Annotated in this window: 13 protein-coding genes and 1 pseudogene; 7 read left to right on the top strand and 7 right to left on the bottom strand. The window is 48.0% G+C overall.

The features are described from left to right. The first annotated feature begins 140 nt into the window (after positions 1-140). From EA392_07005 to EA392_07015, 3 genes and pseudogenes are all read left to right on the top strand, one after another. Positions 141-544 (top strand): annotated as a pseudogene (locus EA392_07005) (nucleotidyltransferase). Between the two features lie 2 nt (positions 545-546). Next, entirely contained in the window at positions 547-900 is a 354-nt protein-coding gene (locus EA392_07010) for a nucleotidyltransferase domain-containing protein (GenBank protein ID TVR39251.1), read from the top strand. Between the two features lie 49 nt (positions 901-949). After that, positions 950-2,317: an MFS transporter gene (locus EA392_07015; protein TVR39252.1), complete on the top strand. Its 1,368-nt coding sequence runs from the start codon at positions 950-952 to the stop codon at positions 2,315-2,317. Between the two features lie 188 nt (positions 2,318-2,505). On the opposite strand, the gene EA392_07020 is transcribed toward EA392_07015, so the two are convergent. Together EA392_07020 and EA392_07025 are read right to left on the bottom strand one after the other, a co-directional pair. Next, positions 2,506-5,127: a T9SS C-terminal target domain-containing protein gene (locus EA392_07020; protein TVR39253.1), complete on the bottom strand. Its 2,622-nt coding sequence runs from the start codon at positions 5,125-5,127 to the stop codon at positions 2,506-2,508. Between the two features lie 30 nt (positions 5,128-5,157). After that, entirely contained in the window at positions 5,158-7,497 is a 2,340-nt protein-coding gene (locus EA392_07025; GenBank protein TVR39254.1) for a T9SS C-terminal target domain-containing protein, read from the bottom strand. A gap of 128 nt (positions 7,498-7,625) precedes the next feature. Between EA392_07025 and EA392_07030 the strand changes: the two genes are divergently transcribed. Continuing rightward, positions 7,626-8,831: an L-2-hydroxyglutarate oxidase gene (locus EA392_07030; GenBank protein TVR39255.1), complete on the top strand. Its 1,206-nt coding sequence runs from the start codon at positions 7,626-7,628 to the stop codon at positions 8,829-8,831. 8 nt (positions 8,832-8,839) lie between these two features. Here EA392_07030 and EA392_07035 read toward each other — a convergent pair whose 3' ends face one another. Further along, positions 8,840-9,664, bottom strand: coding sequence for a universal stress protein (locus EA392_07035; protein ID TVR39256.1), 825 nt, complete (start codon positions 9,662-9,664; stop codon positions 8,840-8,842). 11 nt (positions 9,665-9,675) lie between these two features. Continuing rightward, positions 9,676-11,079, bottom strand: coding sequence for a hypothetical protein (locus EA392_07040; GenBank protein TVR39257.1), 1,404 nt, complete (start codon positions 11,077-11,079; stop codon positions 9,676-9,678). A 149-nt stretch (positions 11,080-11,228) separates the two neighbouring features. Here EA392_07040 and EA392_07045 point away from each other — a divergent pair, with 149 nt between their 5' ends. Next, positions 11,229-13,382, top strand: a complete 2,154-nt coding sequence (locus EA392_07045) for a cation:proton antiporter (protein ID TVR39258.1) — start codon at positions 11,229-11,231, stop codon at positions 13,380-13,382. Positions 13,383-13,384: 2 nt separating this feature from the next. Here EA392_07045 and EA392_07050 read toward each other — a convergent pair whose 3' ends face one another. Continuing rightward, positions 13,385-15,250: an ABC transporter ATP-binding protein gene (locus EA392_07050; GenBank protein ID TVR39263.1), complete on the bottom strand. Its 1,866-nt coding sequence runs from the start codon at positions 15,248-15,250 to the stop codon at positions 13,385-13,387. An 8-nt stretch (positions 15,251-15,258) separates the two neighbouring features. Next, on the bottom strand, positions 15,259-16,230 hold the full coding sequence (locus tag EA392_07055; protein TVR39259.1) for a phytanoyl-CoA dioxygenase: 972 nt from the start codon (positions 16,228-16,230) through the stop codon (positions 15,259-15,261). 94 nt (positions 16,231-16,324) lie between these two features. Between EA392_07055 and EA392_07060 the strand changes: the two genes are divergently transcribed. Together EA392_07060 and EA392_07065 are read left to right on the top strand one after the other, a co-directional pair. Then, a complete protein-coding gene (locus EA392_07060; GenBank protein ID TVR39260.1) occupies positions 16,325-16,552 on the top strand; it encodes a DUF2905 domain-containing protein in 228 nt (75 codons plus the stop codon). An 8-nt stretch (positions 16,553-16,560) separates the two neighbouring features. Then, complete coding sequence (locus tag EA392_07065; protein ID TVR39261.1) at positions 16,561-17,484, top strand: glycoside hydrolase family 16 protein; 924 nt, start codon at positions 16,561-16,563, stop codon at positions 17,482-17,484. A gap of 64 nt (positions 17,485-17,548) precedes the next feature. On the opposite strand, the gene EA392_07070 is transcribed toward EA392_07065, so the two are convergent. Next, on the bottom strand, positions 17,549-17,899 hold a 351-nt coding region (locus tag EA392_07070; GenBank protein TVR39262.1), incomplete at its 5' end, for a tRNA preQ1(34) S-adenosylmethionine ribosyltransferase-isomerase QueA.

Raw genomic sequence — 17,899 nt, forward strand, 5'->3', positions numbered from 1 at the left:
CCCGCCTGCCGGCGTGCAGGCCCGCCTGCCGGCGTGCAGGCCCGCCTGCCATCATAAGTTCTTGAAGACGGGTAGTTAGGAGTTAAACACTCCTGTTAATGCATAACCCGGGTTCAATTCAAAATACGTAAGTTTGAAACATGGATGAAAGCCGGGATATACGTTGGAACAGCGTTTTCAAAATTTTGAGCAGTCAATGACACTGCTGGCTCGTGCAGTTGAGCTCAAATCGCCGTCAATCATTGAAAAGGCGGGAATGATTCAATTTTTTGAAATCTGCTTCGAGCTGTCGTGGAAGGTGCTTAAAGATTACCTCGGCGCGCAGGGCTTTGCTGACTTGAAATACCCCAGAGAGATTATCAAAAAGGCCTTTGAGGTGGAGTTGATTGAAGACGGGGAGAAATGGCTGGAAGCTCTTCAGAATCGAAATTTGACAGCGCATACCTACGACGAAAAAATAGCCAACCAGGTGGTTAAATCCATTCGGCTCAGGTATTACCCGGAATTGCTCAAAATGTATGAGCTGCTCAAAGCAAAGTTGTAGCGATGTTTGGTCTGAAGGACTCCGATATCGAAGCCATGAATCATGTGCTCAGGGCTTTTCCGGGGATTGAGGAAGCCGTGATTTTTGGTAGTCGCGCAATGGGAAATTACCGCAGGGGGAGCGACGTGGATATTGCATTGTTTGGAGAAGGAGTGGATGTTGATACAGCTCAGAAAGTGGCGTGGCAACTGAATGAAGAAACCTTGATGCCTTATCGCTTTGATGTGTTGAGTTATGCTAATATTTCCAACCCCGACTTAAGAGATCATATTCGGCGAGTAGGTTTAACGTTGTATTCAACGAACCCGCATCGCATCGCAGGTGAACCGGTTGAAGAATACTTGAAAAGCAAGTGAAAAGTGCGCTGCTCCGAATTTCCCCAAGAGTAATTACATTGCGTCCGAAATGCTGATAAAGGGCGACAAGAAAGTCATTCGCGGATGGGCCATGTACGACTGGGCCAACTCGGTGTATTCGCTGGTGATCACCTCCACCATTTTCCCCATTTTTTATGAGTCCATATCGGTGATCAAAACGCCCGAAGGCGATGTCATTACTGACCTTGTATTTGAAGCCACAGGCTATCGCAATACGGCACTATACAGCTACACCATGTCGGCAGCCTTTTTACTGGTGGCCATCATTTCGCCCTTGCTATCGGGAATTGCCGATTATACTGGAAGCAAGAAGAACTACCTCATGTTTTTCTGCTATCTCGGATCGGCGGCGTGTATCGGGCTGTACTTTTTTGATATGAACAGCTTGTTTTTCGGCATGTCGATGGTGTTTGTTGCCTGCGCCGCGTTTTGCGCCAGCCTGGTGTTTTACGACGCCTACCTGCCCGAAATAGCTGAGCCCAAAGACCATGACCGCGTGAGTGCTCAGGGTTATGCGATGGGATACATCGGCAGCGTGTTGCTATTGCTGCTCAACCTGAGCATGATCATGATGCCCGAATGGTTTGGCATCGATCCCGAGAATAAATCACTGCCCGCGCGGCTGAGCTTTCTGTCGGTTGGAATCTGGTGGGCGGGTTTTGCGCAGTTCACATTTTTCAGGTTGCCCGCCAATGTGTACGGCCGAAAACCCAAAGGCGATGTGATTCGCAAAGGCTACCTGGAGCTGGTAAAAGTGTGGCATGAACTCAAACAAACCAAACGCCTGTGGCGCTACCTGCTCGCGTTTTTTGTGTTCAACACCGCGGTGCAAACGGTGATGTACATGGCCGCCACTTTTGCCGCCAAAGAGGTAAAGCAAATCAATAGCAACGGCAATGTAGAGCCCATGAGTGCCGACAGCTTGATCATCAGTATTCTCATCATTCAGTTGGTGGCCATTGTGGGGGCTATTTTCTTTTCAAAACTCTCTTCGAGAATCGGCAATATCCGCGCGCTGATGGTCTCGGTAGTCATCTGGATTGGCGTGTGCGTGGCGGCGTATTACGTGCATTTCGACACCCAGTTTTTTGTGGTGGCCGGTGTGGTGGGGCTGGTGATGGGCGGCATCCAGTCGTTGTCGCGCTCAACCTACGCCAAGTTTCTGCCCGATACCATCAACCACACTTCGTACTTTTCGTTTTACAACGTGTGCTACTACCTGGGCACTGTGTTGGGCACTTTTGCATACGGACTGGCTTTTCAGCTTACCGGCACATTGCGCGCTTCGATTTTCGCCATCGGGTCGTTCTTTGTGATTGGGTTGATTATGCTGTTGTTTGTACCCAAAGAGGAAGTGGCCATTGAGCGCGAAACGGAGCGGGCTTCGGGGTATTAGTTTTGTGCAATTCAGGACATAAATGCTTCCTCGCACCTTAATGTCACGCTGAGCGATTAGCGAAGTGTCTAATACCGCGTGATTCCGCGAGCCATTACTTTCTGGAGAGTACATGATCTTAGACTCTTCACTGCGTTCAGAGTGACAACAAACTTCGAAATGCAGTTCGTAAAATGCAGGGTGCTAACCTAATGTTTTACTACCCGCACCGCTTCCGAGCCGTGTTCGTTTCTAAGGTGCAACAGGTACATCCCCGGAGGATAACCAGTTAAATCCAGCACCACCCGGTTTTCATTGACTTGCCGCTGCATAACCCGCTGCCCGCTCAGGTTGTACACTTCCATGTGGGTTGTTCCTGAATAGTAGTTGGTAAACAACACATTAAACTGCCCGTTTCCGGGATTCGGAAACACCGTGGCCAGTTGTTTCTGCATGTGATCAATGGAGGTATCAATCACAAACTCATTCTGCGTGGTATTGGTCACAATGGCCTCGTTAAAGTCGAAGAAGATGTGGGCGGTGTTTTCAATCACCGTGCCCACGGGTAATCCCTCCACGGCTTTGATGCGGTATTGCACGTAGCCGATGCTGCCTTCAAAATCGGTGGTGCTGTCGGGCAGCATAATGTTGTTGAAGCGAAAGGTAAGCACATTGCCGTGAAGGTAGGTCAGCACCGGGTGGCTGTAGGCGGTGACTTCAAAGGTGTTTAAATCCAGGTTGGTATCCAGCGTGTCGGCCAAACGAATGTTAAATGCCGGCGCGGTACCTGTATTCTGAAAGTAAATGGTGTAGTTGAAGTAGTCGTCAAATCCGGGGGCTACATCGTGTGGCCAGACTTGTTTGATATTGGGGTCGTAGGAGTTTACTACTTCGTAGCAGTGGTTGTAGGTGTTGTTGGCAGGATTAAAATCTCCATCAATCGGAGTCACAACAATATCCACACATACCAGATCGCCCGTCTGAGCGGTGGTGTCGGTTTCCAACAACAGATTAAAATCCTGCTGCATATTTACCAAAGAAAAATCCGCAATATCATAGGTGAATTGCAGATCACCGGAAACAATGGGTGTGAGGGCATTGTTAGCAGGGCCCACGTAGGTCACCGGTCCATCGATATTGACTGTTACGGATCCGCTCAATCCTTGTGCGCATTGCAGGCCATACCAGTTGTTCATTTCTATCGCAGTTATATTTAGGGTGTGCACCTGTCCGGGAAAAGCCCAGCCTGTATTAACTACCGATTGTACCCCGACATCAAAACCGGACATACATTCCACACCAAAATCCACGTTCAATGCAGAGGACTCGTTCGCAGTTAACTCGACTAGTTGCGAATCCCCAGGGTCATCACACGATATCTGGAAAGGCATGTTCTCAGTGACGAGTTGCACAGTATAGTTCCCTGAACTAGCCGCAAAATTATAGATGGAATTTCCAAAGGTGAACGTAGTTGCCAGTAGATCACCAGATTCGTTAAAAATATTGAGTGGTACATTTATAATCCCAGATTCTGTTTCATCTTCTTCGCAATTGGTGTTGATGTCATGGTAAACAGTACCTGAAATTCCATCTAAACTGCTGCATCCGTATGGATTGCCTTCAGGATCGCTCATGTTGCAAAGGGGATAGGAAAGCCATTGCGAATTATCGGCTCCACTCATTGCCTGCAAATAGTTGGGCAGGCAAGTAAATGGGTTGTTCGAAATATTAAAATAATTGATATTCGAACTCGTAAGTGATACCGGTAAAATTGGGAGGCACAGTATATTGTTGGAGTCACATAATAATTCTATTAGCGTCGAAGGTAACTCTGGAAGAAAATTAAGCTCATTGGATTGGCATCTAAGCGCCGTGAGTGAGTTTGGTAAATCAGGAAGGTCAGTAAGGTAATTTCCCCCACAGTCAAATAATAGTAGTGATTGAGGTAGTTCAGGGATTACCGTAAGGTTGTTGTGAGCGCATTGAAAATACGTCAGAGATGGTGGTAATTCCGGTAGCAATGTGAGGTTGTTATTATTGCATGCCAAACTTGTAAGTGCATTGGGTAAGTCTGGCAGTGAGGTCAGATTGTTGAAATCGCAATTAAGGAACCAGAGATTTTGCGGTAACTCGGGTATGGAAGTTAAAGAATTGTTATCGCACCTGAGATAAGTGAGTGACTCGGGCAATTCAGGTAGAGACGAAAGATTATTGTTGTAGCATCTCAATATGGAGAGTGATTGTGGTAATTCAGGTAGAAAGACGAGGTTGTTGTCGTTACATTTGAGCTCAGTAATAGATGAAGGCAATTCTGGAAGGGTGGTAATGTTATTATTAAAGCATTCTAACTCTACCAGCGATGGGGGCAGTGTTGGCAGCGAGTAAAGGTTGTTGTGCCTGCACAACAGGGTTGTAATCAAAGGTGGCAATTCAGGTAATTCGGTAAGATTGTTGTTCGAGCAATTGAATAGTCCTTCGAGAGACTGAGGTAATGCAGGTAGTTCGGTAAGACTGTTGCTGGAACAATTCAAATGCTTAAGCAATTGAGGTAATTCTGGTAGATATGCCAGATTGTTGTTGCTACACCAAAGGACTTCTAAATTTACGAAGTACTCAATTCCGGTGAGTTCCGTAATATTTGAACCATTGACATTTATAGAAGTTGCATTCACAACATCCGCACATTGAGTATCCATCTGGTTCCCATCCATACATTCCGGAAAAAGCTCATTGAGCTTATTCGCAAAATTGTCATCAGGAATCGTAACCCACTGCGCCGAAGCGAACAGACCGGTGCTCATCAAAAGAGCGAGAAGAATTGATTTTTGCATGACTGGTTTGGTTTATAGAGTGAGTTAAATTTATTGTTTAATCAATTTTAATGTCTCTGATCCCCTCTCATTGCGAACGTGCAAAAAGTACATTCCGGCAGGATAACCGACCAGATCGAGTACTACCTGGTTTTCATTGACTTGCCGCTGCATCACCCGCTGCCCGCTCAGGTTGTACACTTCCATGTGGGTTGTCCCTGAATAGTAGTTGGTAAACAACACATTAAACTGACCGTTTGCGGGATTGGGAAATACCGTGGCCAGTTGTTGTTGTGGTTGATTTGCGGAGGTGATAATCACAAACTCATTTTGCGTGGTATTGGTCACAATGGCTTCGTTGAAGTCGAAGTAGATGTGTGCGGTGTTTTCTATCACGGTGCCCACAGGCAAACCCTCCACGGCCTTGATGCGGTACTGCACGTACCCGATGCTGCCTTCAAAATCAGTCGTGCTATCGGGAAGCATGATGTTATTGAATCGGAAGGTGAGCACATTGCCGTGCAGGTAGGTCAACACCGGGTGGCTGTAGGCGGTCACTTCAAAGGTGTTTAAATCCAGGTTGGTGTCCAGCGTATCGGCCAAACGAATGTTAAATGCCGGTGCGGTACCCGTATTCTGAAAATAAATGGTGTAGTTGAAGTAATCGTCATATCCAGGGGCTACATCATGCGGCCAGACTTGTTTGATGTTGGGGTCGTAGGAGTTAAAAACTTCATAGCACTGGGAATGGGTGTTGTTGTCAGGATTAAAATCTCCATCAATCGGATCTACAACAATATCCACGCATATCAGGTCGCCTTCTTGAGCTGTGGTATCGGTTTCCAATAACAGTCGAAAATCCTGGTGCATATTTACCAAAGAAAAATCCGCAATATCGTAGGTAAACTGAAGGTCTCCCGTTACGGTTGGAGTAAGCGCGCCACCGGCTGGCCCTGCGTAACTTACCGGTCCATCAACATATACCGTTACAGTGCCTTCCACATCTTCGGCACATTGCAGGCCGTGCCATGCTGACATATCCCCTGAGGCTATTTTCAAGGTATGAATCTGCCCGGGAAAAACCCAACCTGTGGTCAAAACGGATTGCACCCCGACATCAAACCCCGGCGAGCATTCGACGCCAAAATTTACGTTCAGTGCAATAGGTTCGTCCGTAGTCAACTCTACCTCTTGTGAACCGCCGGGATTAGCACATGAGGTTTGAAATGGCATGTTCTCCGTTACCAATTGCACTGTGTAGTTCCCCGGATCTGCTGCAAAGTTGTAAAGTGCACTTTCGCCACTTCCGAATGAATTCGCGGTTGCCACTATCTCATCAAACTCATTCAGCAGTTTGATGGTGGCATTGACTACGCCAACCTCCGCTTCGTTTTCCAGGCAGTCACCATTTATGTCGTTATAAACAGTACCTGCAATACCGTCGATTGTGCTGCAGTTGTTGGGGTTGCTTTCAAGTTCGCCGAGTCCACATAGCGGATAGGTTAACCATACTGAATTAGTTGGCCCATCCATTGCCGGCACATAATTGGGCAGGCAGGTTAAGGGGTTGAGAGAAATATTAAAGTTAGATGTAGAGGAATTCGTAAGTGACAATGGTAGAGTTGGTAAGCAATTTAGCGAGTTACTATGGCATAGCAGCATTGAAAGTGATGGGGGTAATTCCGGTAGCCAGGTGATGCTATTGTATTGGCACTGCAATTCTACCAACGATATGGGTAACTCTGGCAAAGCAGTCAGTTCATTTTCACCGCACCTCAGCTGCGTGAGCGATTCAGGTAATACAGGCAGGGAGTTAAGATTGTTTTGGGCGCACCACAACTGTGTCAGCGCTGAAGGCAATTGAGGTATGGTGATAATATTATTGCTGTGACACCTCAGCTCCGTCAGTGTTGAAGGTAATTCCGGTATGGCGGTGAGTTGGTTGAAGAAGCAGATCAGCTTCGTGAGGTTAGGAGGTAGTTCCGGTAGCGATGTGAGATTGTTACCGTTACACCACAATTCTGTGAGGGTTGTGGGTAATTCTGGCAACGAACTGAGGATGTTGTTGTTGCTACAATTCAATACCTCTAGGTTTACAAAGTATTCAAGGCCTGTGAGGTCAGCAATATTTGCGAGTTGCACATTGAGCACAGTTGCATTTACTATACCCGGACAATCTGTATTCATTTGGTTTCCGTTCATACATGATGGAAACTGTTGGTTCAATCTATTCACAAAATTCGCATCAGGAATCGTCACCCAATTCTGCGCCGAAACCGGCATAGCGAGGGATAAAAGAAGCGGAAGGAGGATTAACTTTTTCATGGCGATTTGGTTAAGGTTGGGTCTGAATTCGCTGAAAAAAAACGGGTTGGGGCGAATGATGACCAAAACCGCCTGAATCTCACGGGAAAGACGAAGCAATAACCAGAAGGTTGCTATTTTTTTTACCACGTGTCGGGCGGCTCACTCTGATACATCACCGGTGAATGCTACCTTTGCAGCCGCAAACAGCCAGTATGTACGACATTGCCATTATCGGAGGAGGAATTGTTGGTGCCGCAACAGCCTACAAGCTGCAAACACGGCACCCGAATCTCCGCATCGTGCTGCTCGAAAAAGAAAACCTGCTCGCCGATCACCAGACCGGACACAATTCTGGCGTGATTCACTCGGGACTCTATTATAAACCCGGTTCCCTCAAGGCCATCAACTGCATGAAGGGTCGGGTAGAGCTGGTAGAGTTTGCCAAAACCTACGGCATCGATCACGACGTGTGCGGCAAAGTGGTGGTGGCCACGCACGAGGCCGAACTGCCCTACATGGAGAACATCCGGCAAACGGGTGCCGCCAATGGGCTAACCGGAATTGAAAAACTCACCCCGGAGCAAATTCGCGAAATTGAACCACATTGCTTTGGTATTGGCGGGCTGTTTGTGCCCCAAACCGGAATTATTGATTTCAGGGCAGCTACCGCGAAGATGGTTGACCTTATGCTGGCCGCCAATCCGGAAAGCGCCCTTCGACTGGGCGAGGAAGTGCTGCGCATTGATAAACACGCCGAGCACTCGGTACTGCATACGAGCAAAGGTATTATAGAGGCGCGCTTCACTATCTTCTGCGCCGGACTTCAGGCCGACCGTATGGCCAAAAAAGACCAGGTTTACATTGCCGAAAAAGTGGTGGGCTTCCGTGGCGATTACTACGAACTCACGGATCAGGCTAAGCACAAAGTAAAAAACCTGATATACCCCGTGCCCAATCCCGATTTCCCGTTTTTGGGCGTGCACTTCACCCGCATGACTAACGGCGAAATTGAATGCGGCCCCAATGCGGTTTTTACTTTTAAACGCGAAGGCTACGGCAAAACCGATTTCAACCTGAATGATACCCTCGATGCGCTGAGCTACGGCGGTACCTGGCGACTCTTTCTCGGAAACATCTCATTCGGAATCAATGAGTACCGCCGCGCTTTCTCCAAGAAACTCTTCTTAAAGACCCTGCAGAGATTGATTCCTTCGCTCGAAATGGACGATCTGAAACCGGGTCGCTCGGGTGTACGGGCCATGCTGCTCAAAAAAGACGGCGATACCAAAGACGATTTCAGGATTGAGTTCGGCCACCGCAGTATTCACGTGCTCAACGCTCCGTCACCCGCGGCAACAGCGTCATTGGCCATTGGTGGCCAGGTGGCCGATATGGCGAAGCAGCAGTTTGGATTATAGAGGCAGTACTACCCGAATAGTTTTTTGCTGTCCAGCTTTTTAGGTGTGCATAGCACTGCAATGTGATGGTCGTTGTTGATGACCCGTTCGCAATCGGCCTGGTTGATGTTGCCTTTGTTGTCGTTGTCATTGAGCGAAATGGCAATGAGATCGGCGCCCCATGAATGGGCAAATTTGAGTGTTTGTTTGGCAACACCGGCCGAGAATACCGTGGGCGATTCCTCCGTTTCAGAATAGCGGATGTCTGCCTCATCGAGCATTTTACGGCTTAACGCTATGTGAGCTTTTACCTTGCGTTCATCCATCATGGGGTGGTGAAGGGCGTACAACATCACCTCTCCGTTAAACCACTTCGCAAAGGGAATCACGCTTTTGACCTTTTCCTCAAATGGCTCGATATCATCAATCGGTAGCAGGATTTTCCGATAAGATTCGGTTACAGGTGTTTCATCTTGTACAATAGCAGACGGAACAGACACGTTGCGCAAAATGCCCAGGATTCGCGCCCCAAAGAGATGTTGTGCGATACCGCGGATGCCCTCAGTTCCCATCACTAACATGCGGGGTGAGTGTGATTGAAGCACCCGCACGAGGTCGTCCATCGGGTCATGACCCCGTTCAATAATATAGCCCACACGCACACCGTGATCGCCTGAAATCTCCTCGCAGATAGATTCCATACGCTTGCGCTCTGCGTCGGTGGTGTCGCTGTCTGCAATGTGCAGAAGGGTAATCATATCTCCGGTTTTACGGGCAATGTGTACGGCCTGCAAAATAGCGGTGCTGTCGGAAACCGAGAAATCTGTTGGAATGATAATGCCTTGTGCGCTCATGGTTTAAGAGTTCATTTTTCTGGTTCGGTGGAAGCCGTTGAGCCTCCTTCGGAAAGGTCGGGTTTCGAATCGGATGTTGCTTCCTGGCGGTTGAGCATTTCGTCCAGTAATTCATGCGCGGGGTCGTTGCTGCCGTCATCATCACCGGCATCGGATTCGGTTTTGATTTTTTTCGCGAAGAAGGTTTTCATGTACCACATGCCGTCTTTGCGTGAGGAAATATGTATGACCAGCGCTGAGCAGATTACAATACTCAGCAAAATGATGGAAAAGGTAAGATTCTGAATAATCTGCCCTTGTACCACCAGAAATTCGTTGTTGCGCTCAAGGCCCAGTTGCAGGGGTAAGGCAGCTAAAATGGCTGGCACAATTCCTTTGGGCGCCATCACGCTCATCATACCCAAATCGCGTACGCTGTGTTGTGTGGGTATAGTAAACTTGGTGCTCCAGGGCCGAAGAACAAGAATGAGCAAAATGATGATTGAAGAGGCAATGTACACGATTGGGTAGGCAAAGACAATATTAAGACCAATGTAAACAAAAAAGAATGTAGCGAAAACGAAAACGAGCTCGGAAAACAGTAGTTTTTCTTCTCTTAGAAGTGGTTTAGGAATCCATCTGGATCCTAGTTTTTTTGAAGGAAGTAAGTAGCTGTTGGCAAGTGCAAAACCAAAAGTAAGCGAGGCTATACCACCATTCAGGTTGAAATATTCGCTGGTTCCGTAAATGATGAAAAGTACTCCCAGATTTATTAAGATGTGATTCTGTAGTTCCCTAATGAGATTCAAGGAAATAGACCATAAATAACCTGAAACAAGTCCGATAAGAGAAGCTAGGAAGAAAGCCTTCAGTATTTTAAGACTGATTGTACCAAAATCTACCTTTCCTAATGCCATTGCATCAAAAATGGCCAAGCCGACAACCAAACACAAAACGTCGCTAATTGCAGATTCCAGAATGAGGTATGTGGATGAGGTTTGGTCAGTCTTTATCTGCTTCAACATAGGGATAACTATTGCAGATGAAGTGCCTCCGCAAATTGCCCCGAAAAAGACGGCTGCTATTAATTCGAGTTCCGGAAAAAAAAGTAAAGCCACGATGGTTGCAACTGTTGCACTCGCAACAAAATTTGATGCTGTGAACATGACTGAAGGTACAAAGGCTTTGTTCGAATTTCGTATGCTCAAATTTGTTCCGCTTTCATAGAGCAGTAGGATAAGCGTTACTGCAGAAAAAACGGGCCCCATTTTGCCAAAATCATCAGGGCTTACGAGCTTGAGTACAGGGCCTATCACAATTCCAAAAAGAATGAACAAAAGAGCGTTTGGAATGCGTGTGAAGCTGAAAATCCGGTTAAAAAAATGCGCGCCAAAAATCAGCAGACCCAAACCAATGATGAAGACAGGTGTTTCCATGCGCTTTGAGTCCAAAGATGACCATAATTGTTGAATGGCCACAAGCAGGTCTGTCAAATTGTGGACTAGGGGTGTGTTGAATTACTTAAATTCGTGCCGTTATATGATTGTGTTACGATGCGCCGAAAGGGGTTATAAAATGAGATAGTATGTACTTAATGAGTGCAATTGAATTTAGCCTTCCGTTAAAGAATCCGGTGTTGATTTTTTCATTGATTCTTTTCATTGTTTTGTTTGCCCCGCTCGTGTTAAATAAATTCAAGATTCCCCCGATCATTGGGTTAATTATTGCTGGCGCTATAATCGGGCCGAATGGGCTGAATTTTATGCTCAGGGACAGTAGTATTGTTTTGTTTGGAACTGTCGGTTTGCTATACATAATGTTTTTAGCCGGACTGGAGATTGACATGGCTGACTTTAAGAAGAACAGTTGGCGAAGTATTTTTTTTGGATTACTTACCTTTTTGATTCCTATGTCTTTAGGAACTTTGGCCGGACTCTATCTGCTCGGGTTCGGTATTTTGACTTCTGTTTTACTAGCCAGTATGTTTGCGTCTCACACATTACTGGCATACCCACTAATTAGCAAACTGGGGCTAGCAAAAAACAGAGCCGTTAATGTTACGGTGGGGGGTACGGTGATTACAGATACCCTTGCCCTTCTTGTATTAGCTGTTGTTGTTGGTATGTCGGCCGGTGAGATCACTGAAGAATTTTGGATCAGGCTCGGAATTTCAGTAGCAGTATTCGGCCTCGTAGTCATGATAACTTTCCCGCTTCTTGGACGTTGGTTCTTCAAACGCGTGGATGATCATGTGTCTCAGTATTTATTTGTGCTTGGAATGGTGTTCCTCGGTGCCTTTCTTGCTGAAGCTGCAGGAATTGAGGCCATTATTGGTGCCTTCCTTGCGGGCCTGGCCCTGAACCGGCTCATACCGCATACCTCTGCCCTGATGAACAGGATTGAATTTGTGGGAAACGCTCTGTTTATTCCGTTTTTTCTGATTGGCGTAGGAATGCTGATAGACTACCGGGCTTTCTTCAAAAGCTTCGAAACCATATGGGTGGCAATTGTAATGACCGGTTGTGCAACGGGATCCAAGTATGCAGCTGCCTGGTTAACCTCCAAAACCTTTGGTTATTCAAAAGATGAGCTAAGGCTTATGTTTGGCTTAAGCAATGCTCAGGCCGCGGCCACGTTGGCAGCAGTGCTGGTTGGTTACAACGTGATTATGGGCACCACCGATACTGGCGAGCCAATACGGTTACTGAGTGAGGAGGTGTTGAATGGAACCATTCTGATGATTCTCGCAACGTGCACCATAGGCTCTATATCAGCGCAAAAAGGTGCGGTTAATCTCGTGAATTCTGCCGATTCGAATGAAGATATGGCAGAAGAGGAAAGTACTCAGCGGATCTTGATCCCAACCAATAATAGCGATATTACAGAGGAACTTGTGAATCTGGGCTTACTTATTAAGAACGAAAAACACCGATCGGGTCTGGTTGCTCTAAATGTTCTGAATATTATACCAAACGGAGAAACCAACGAGAAAGAATCAAAAAAAGTACTGGAGGTAGCTGAAAGAGCTGCAGCAGCAGCCAGCAATGAGCTAAAGCCCGTTCTTCTGCGTGAAACCAATGTGGTAAACGGAATTCAAAAAACGGTCATTGATGAACGTGTTACCGATATCATCCTTGGGATAACAGATAACAGGAGCCTGGTAGATACTTTTTTTGGTACTGTAACCGAAGGGGTAATCAGTAGATGCGAAGCTGTGCTTTTTATATACAGCCCCAGGCAACCGATTGTTACCGTAAAACGGCATCTTGTAATTGTCCCAGCGAATGTCGAGAAAGAAAAAGGTTTTAGGACATGGTTATCTCGAATTTTTAAAATCGGAAAACATACAGGCGCTCAGTTAAGGTTTTGTTGCAACGAGCGCAGCATGAAGTACATTGAGCGTTATGCCAAAAAAGCTGAAATTGAAGTAAAGCATACCTTGCTCAAGGATTTTGAGGATTTCCTGGTAGTTGCAAAGGAAGTTCGCAGTGATGACAACCTGATCGTGGTCATGAGCCGTCCCGAGTTTCCTTCATATAATCCTCAAATGAAGAATGTTAGAAAACAACTTCTCAAATATTTTGATCAAACCAGTTTTATTCTGGTGTATCCTCTGCAATCCAAGTATCAAAGTTCTTCAGGTTTCAACAATCCATCCATCCATACATCTTTCAGTGGAGAACTCTCCAAAATAGACAAGATCGGAAAATCCCTTGGTGGATTCCTTCGCAGGGAATAGAGCTATGCGAACTCCGACAACTCCAGCCAGCGCAGGGTTTTGTCGTCAATCGCGGCCATTACCTCACCGAGCTTCGCGCTGTATTCAGTGAGGGCTTCGTGATCGGTTTCGCTCGCAAGCTGCGCTTCGAGTTCGGCCTTTTGCTGCTCAAGTCCGGCGATTTCTTCTTCAAGGCGTTCAAACTCCAGTTTTTCCTTGAAGCTGAGTTTTGTTTTTCCAGTTGATTCCTTTTCCACCTTTTCGATGGGGGGTGCAGAGCGGGGTTTATTCTCTTTTTGCTGCTGCTGATTACCAGCCTCCCATGCCAGGTACTGACTGTAATTCCCCGGAAATTCTCTGAGCTCGCCACCGCCGCGGAACACGAAAAGATGATCCACCACCTTGTCGATAAAATACCGGTCGTGACTCACCACAATAACCACCCCGGGAAATTGCTGGAGGTAATCTTCCAGGGCGCTCAAGGTGTAAATGTCCAGGTCGTTGGTGGGCTCATCGAGCATCAGCACATTGGGGTTGCGCATCAATACACGACAGAGCGCCAACCGTTTTTTTTCACCCCCGCTCAGTTGCCCTACCACCTGGTAGTGCATTTTACGGTTAAACTGAAACCGCTCCAACAGTTGGGCGGCCGTGAGTTTCCGCCCACCTTTTAACGGAATCACCTCTGCAATTTCAGTAATGGCCTCAATCACCCGCTGATCATCGGTAAACTCAAAATGGCTCTGGCGGTAGTATCCTAGTTCTACCGTTTCTCCGATCACCACCTTTCCGCTGTCGGGCTCTTCATCGCCGGCTATCATGCGCATGAGTGTGGTTTTACCGCTTCCGTTGGGTCCTACCAAACCCATTTTTTCGTCGCGTTTCACCGCGTAGGTGAACTTTTTGAGGAGTTCATGGCCGGGAAAGGACTTACTCACATTGTGAAATTCAATCGTTTTGGTTCCCAGTCGGTTGAAACTCACCTCCAGCTTCAGTTCTTCGTCTTGCCCGGGGCCCTGGGTTTCTGCTTTTTTGTCGTAAAAAGCTTCTGTGCGCGCTTTTGACTTCGTGCCGCGGGCTTTGGGTTGCCTCCGGATCCATTCCAGCTCCTTTTTCAAAAAGCTGCGGGCCTTATCCAGGGTAACCGATTGCAATTCTTCCCGCAGCGCTTTTTGCTCAAGGTAGTACGTGAAGTTTCCCTTGTACTTGTAGATATTGGTATCGGCCAGCTCCAGTACTTCATCGCACACCCGATCAAGAAAGTAGCGGTCGTGTGTAACCATCAGTAAGGTGCAGTTGGCGGTTTGCAAATAGTTTTCGAGCCATTCAATCATCTTGATATCAAGGTGGTTGGTGGGTTCGTCGAGCAAAATAAAATCGGGCGATTCAATGAGCACGCGCGCCAGTTGAACGCGTTTGCGTTGACCTCCGGACAATTCGCCGATGCGCTTTTCGGGCAGGTTGATACCGAGGTGTCCGAGCACTTCGTACACACGGTGTTCCACATCCCACGCGTTGAGGCGCTCTACCGTATCGAAGGCCTTTTGAATTTCATCCTGAGAAGCATCTTCGGCCAGGCAGCGGTTGTAATGGGTGATGGCCTGCATTTCGGATTCCATGCCGCCCAATACAGTGTCTTTGATGGTTTGTTCTTCGGGCAGGTCATCGTCCTGATTCAGAAAGCTCACCCGCACATCGCTGCGAAAGGTGATGGTTCCGGAGTCGGGGGTGTGCATTCCGGCGAGGCAGCGAAACAGGGTGGTTTTACCGGATCCGTTTTTCGCCACCAGGGCCACTTTTTGCCCCTTTGAAATGCCAAAAGTCAGGTCGCTGAAAAGCAGGCGGTCGCCAAAGGATACAGTGAGGTTTTCTACAGAGAGGAGGTTCATGGATTCGGTCAAACAGTTTCAATAAATGCGGGGCGCTGGGTGAGCTCATGGTAGCAAAACACCCCTTCACCAAAAAAGTGCACCACCATGCTTTTGCGGGTTGCCCCCTCCCGCAGAATGGGTTTGCCGGCGTGGTACAGGTTGCCGTGCCAGATGAGCACATCGCCTTTCTTTGCGTGAAACTCCTGTGGTTTCAAACCGTGTTGGTCAATCATGCGCTGAACCTCTTCTTCATAGCGGCCATAGGCATTGTCGCCAATCATCCAGCGGTTTCCGCCGTGGTTGTAGGTGCCGTTAAGAATGTAAGGCAGTTTGTGACTGCCGGGGTAATAAATCAGCGGACCGTTTTCGGTGTGAATGTCTTCCAGGGCTATCCACGCCGCAATGAGGTTGCCCTTGGGCTCGGTGGTCATGTGGATAAAGTCGCTGTGGGCACGCTGTTCGGAACCTTGCAAAAAATTGATGGTCTGAAAAGGAACCACTTCCCTGCCCAGTACAAAGCTCAGTAGGCGGTGTAATCTTTTGTCTTTGGCCACGTCGCGCAGCAAATCGCTGTGCCTGAATGCGAACATGATTTTGCGCCCGGTAAAGTTGAAATCCACCTCCTTTTGGGTGATGAGGCGATCAACTTCCGCATTGATGGCATCTACGTCGCCCTCAGAAAAAAACGACTCAAGTACCATGTAGCCCCGATTTGGCCACTGCAGCAATTCGTTTCGGGTTTTCTCGTCAAAGGTGTGAAAGTCGGAGTGCTTTTGCAGTTGTTCAAGCGCGTCGGGTTGATCGAGCCAGGGGCGGTCGTCGGGTCTTCCCGCAAAATCAAGGCTCGATACAGGTGCCCACACCGGTTTATTCAGCCCCAGTTCGCGGTATTTATCGCGATTGGCTTTGAGCTTGCCGTAATTCAGCAAGTTCAGCAATACGTAATTGAGCTTGATTTTTCGGAAAACTCCGTAGTACCGGTCCAGCCATTTGCGCATGGTGCAAAGGTACGCAGCATTTACAGCTGGGGTGTAACCTTCGCTGAAGTTTTGTGTGGTGGGTCAATTGGCAGGGGTTCACTAACTTTGTTACGTGCAACACATGGGTAAATACCTCGTGGTAATCGGGTTGCTCATTGCGGCTTTCGGGGCGCTTTGGTGGCTGCTGGGCGATCGCATGGGCGGACTCGGAAAGCTGCCGGGCGATATCCGCGTGGAGCGCGAAAATTTCACCTTTTACTTCCCAATCACCACCATGATAGTGCTCAGCATCGTACTCAGTGCCGTGCTTTGGGTTATTCGGCGGTTTTTCGGGGGTTGATACACTTGATGATGAAATCTTTTTATTTGATTACATGCTTGTTGTGCTTGTTGGCGATGCCACTTTGGGCTCAGCCTCCCGGGGCAGATACCACTGTGGTGCTTTCTTCGGGAGTCGAGGAGCGCTTCAAGCTGGTGCTCGAAGACAGGTTTGAAGGTCCCAAACTGGACAGCAAAAAATGGAAGGTTACCGAGGGCGTGCCCCGGGATCCGGAAATGAAGTTTCAGCAGCATTATTTCAAGCCTGAGAATGTGGAAGTTTCCGATGGGACCCTTAAGCTTTGGGTGCATCGCGACACCATGCTTCAAAAGGAGTTTAAAATATGGATTGATGTGGGCATGAAGCCTTTTGTGGCCGATTTTGAATACAGCTCGGCCGAGGTAGAATCGCTCGAAAAATTTGGGTACGGCATGTACGAGATTCGCTGCAAGCTTCCGCAGGGCAAGGGTTACTGGCCGGCCTTCTGGATGTACGGCGAACCCCAGGGGCGCAACAACGAGTTGGATGTGTTTGAGTTCTGGAATGAAGGGGCTTTTCTGCGGGGGTTTGCACCCAAACGATTGTCGCGGGTTCAGCACATGACGGCTCATTTCGATGGGGGAATGTCAAAAGGAAGCCAGCGGGGAGTGGATGCCTCCGAAGGCTTTCACACTTATACACTGATTTGGGACGACTGTAAGATTCTCTGGTTCTTTGATGGTGAATTGCGACGCAGTTTATATCGCTACAAAGGTGTTCGCGACCGCGACCCGGATTGCAGTCGCGCGGCCTCGCGCCGCAACCCGAAAATGAATGTGTTTCCCATTGACGAGGGCTTGAGAATTCTGGCCGGTGTGGCGGTTCAATCGGGCAAAGACGCTCCCGATGAGGACACTGAGTTTCCACAGGCCATGGAGGTGGATTACATACGCTTTTACGAGCGGGTGGATTGACGGCTACGTGTAGTCAGTCAATACTGCCCGGGTGCAACGCAGAGAATGGGCTTCATAGCCGCCACTATATAATCAACATTGCATCGCCAAAAGAAAAAAAGCGATACCGCTCCTTGACGGCTGCATGGTATGCTTCCATCATCAGCTCATATCCGCCATAGGCACACACCAGCATGAGCAGCGTAGATTGCGGCGTGTGGAAATTGGTAAGCAGTGTATTGGCCGACTGAAAGTTGTAGGGCGGGTAGATAAACAGGTTGGTGCTGCCCCGGTGTTTGGCAATCCGTCCGGTTTGTTGTACGGTGCTTTCCAGCGTGCGCAACACGGTTGTTCCCACGGCACATGCTTTATGCCCGTTCTCCAGGCTGTTGCGAATGGTTGCAGCGGTAACTTCGGGCAGGTAAAAGCGCTCGGT

It is taken from the genome of Cryomorphaceae bacterium (assembly GCA_007695365.1).
Classification (GTDB): domain Bacteria; phylum Bacteroidota; class Bacteroidia; order Flavobacteriales_D; family SKUL01; genus SKUL01.

Bases quoted from the DNA above. Each gene is read 5' to 3' on its own strand.
- EA392_07030 (TVR39255.1), top strand. From the start codon at position 7,626: ATGTACGACATTGCCATTATCGGAGGAGGAATTGTTGGTGCCGCAACA.
- EA392_07010 (TVR39251.1), top strand. From the start codon at position 547: ATGTTTGGTCTGAAGGACTCCGATATCGAAGCCATGAATCATGTGCTC.
- EA392_07015 (TVR39252.1), top strand. From the start codon at position 950: ATGCTGATAAAGGGCGACAAGAAAGTCATTCGCGGATGGGCCATGTAC.
- EA392_07045 (TVR39258.1), top strand. From the start codon at position 11,229: ATGTACTTAATGAGTGCAATTGAATTTAGCCTTCCGTTAAAGAATCCG.
- EA392_07050 (TVR39263.1), bottom strand. From the start codon at position 15,250: ATGAACCTCCTCTCTGTAGAAAACCTCACTGTATCCTTTGGCGACCGC.
- EA392_07040 (TVR39257.1), bottom strand. From the start codon at position 11,079: ATGGAAACACCTGTCTTCATCATTGGTTTGGGTCTGCTGATTTTTGGC.
- EA392_07020 (TVR39253.1), bottom strand. From the start codon at position 5,127: ATGCAAAAATCAATTCTTCTCGCTCTTTTGATGAGCACCGGTCTGTTC.
- EA392_07035 (TVR39256.1), bottom strand. From the start codon at position 9,664: ATGAGCGCACAAGGCATTATCATTCCAACAGATTTCTCGGTTTCCGAC.
- EA392_07065 (TVR39261.1), top strand. From the start codon at position 16,561: ATGATGAAATCTTTTTATTTGATTACATGCTTGTTGTGCTTGTTGGCG.
- EA392_07055 (TVR39259.1), bottom strand. From the start codon at position 16,230: ATGCGCAAATGGCTGGACCGGTACTACGGAGTTTTCCGAAAAATCAAG.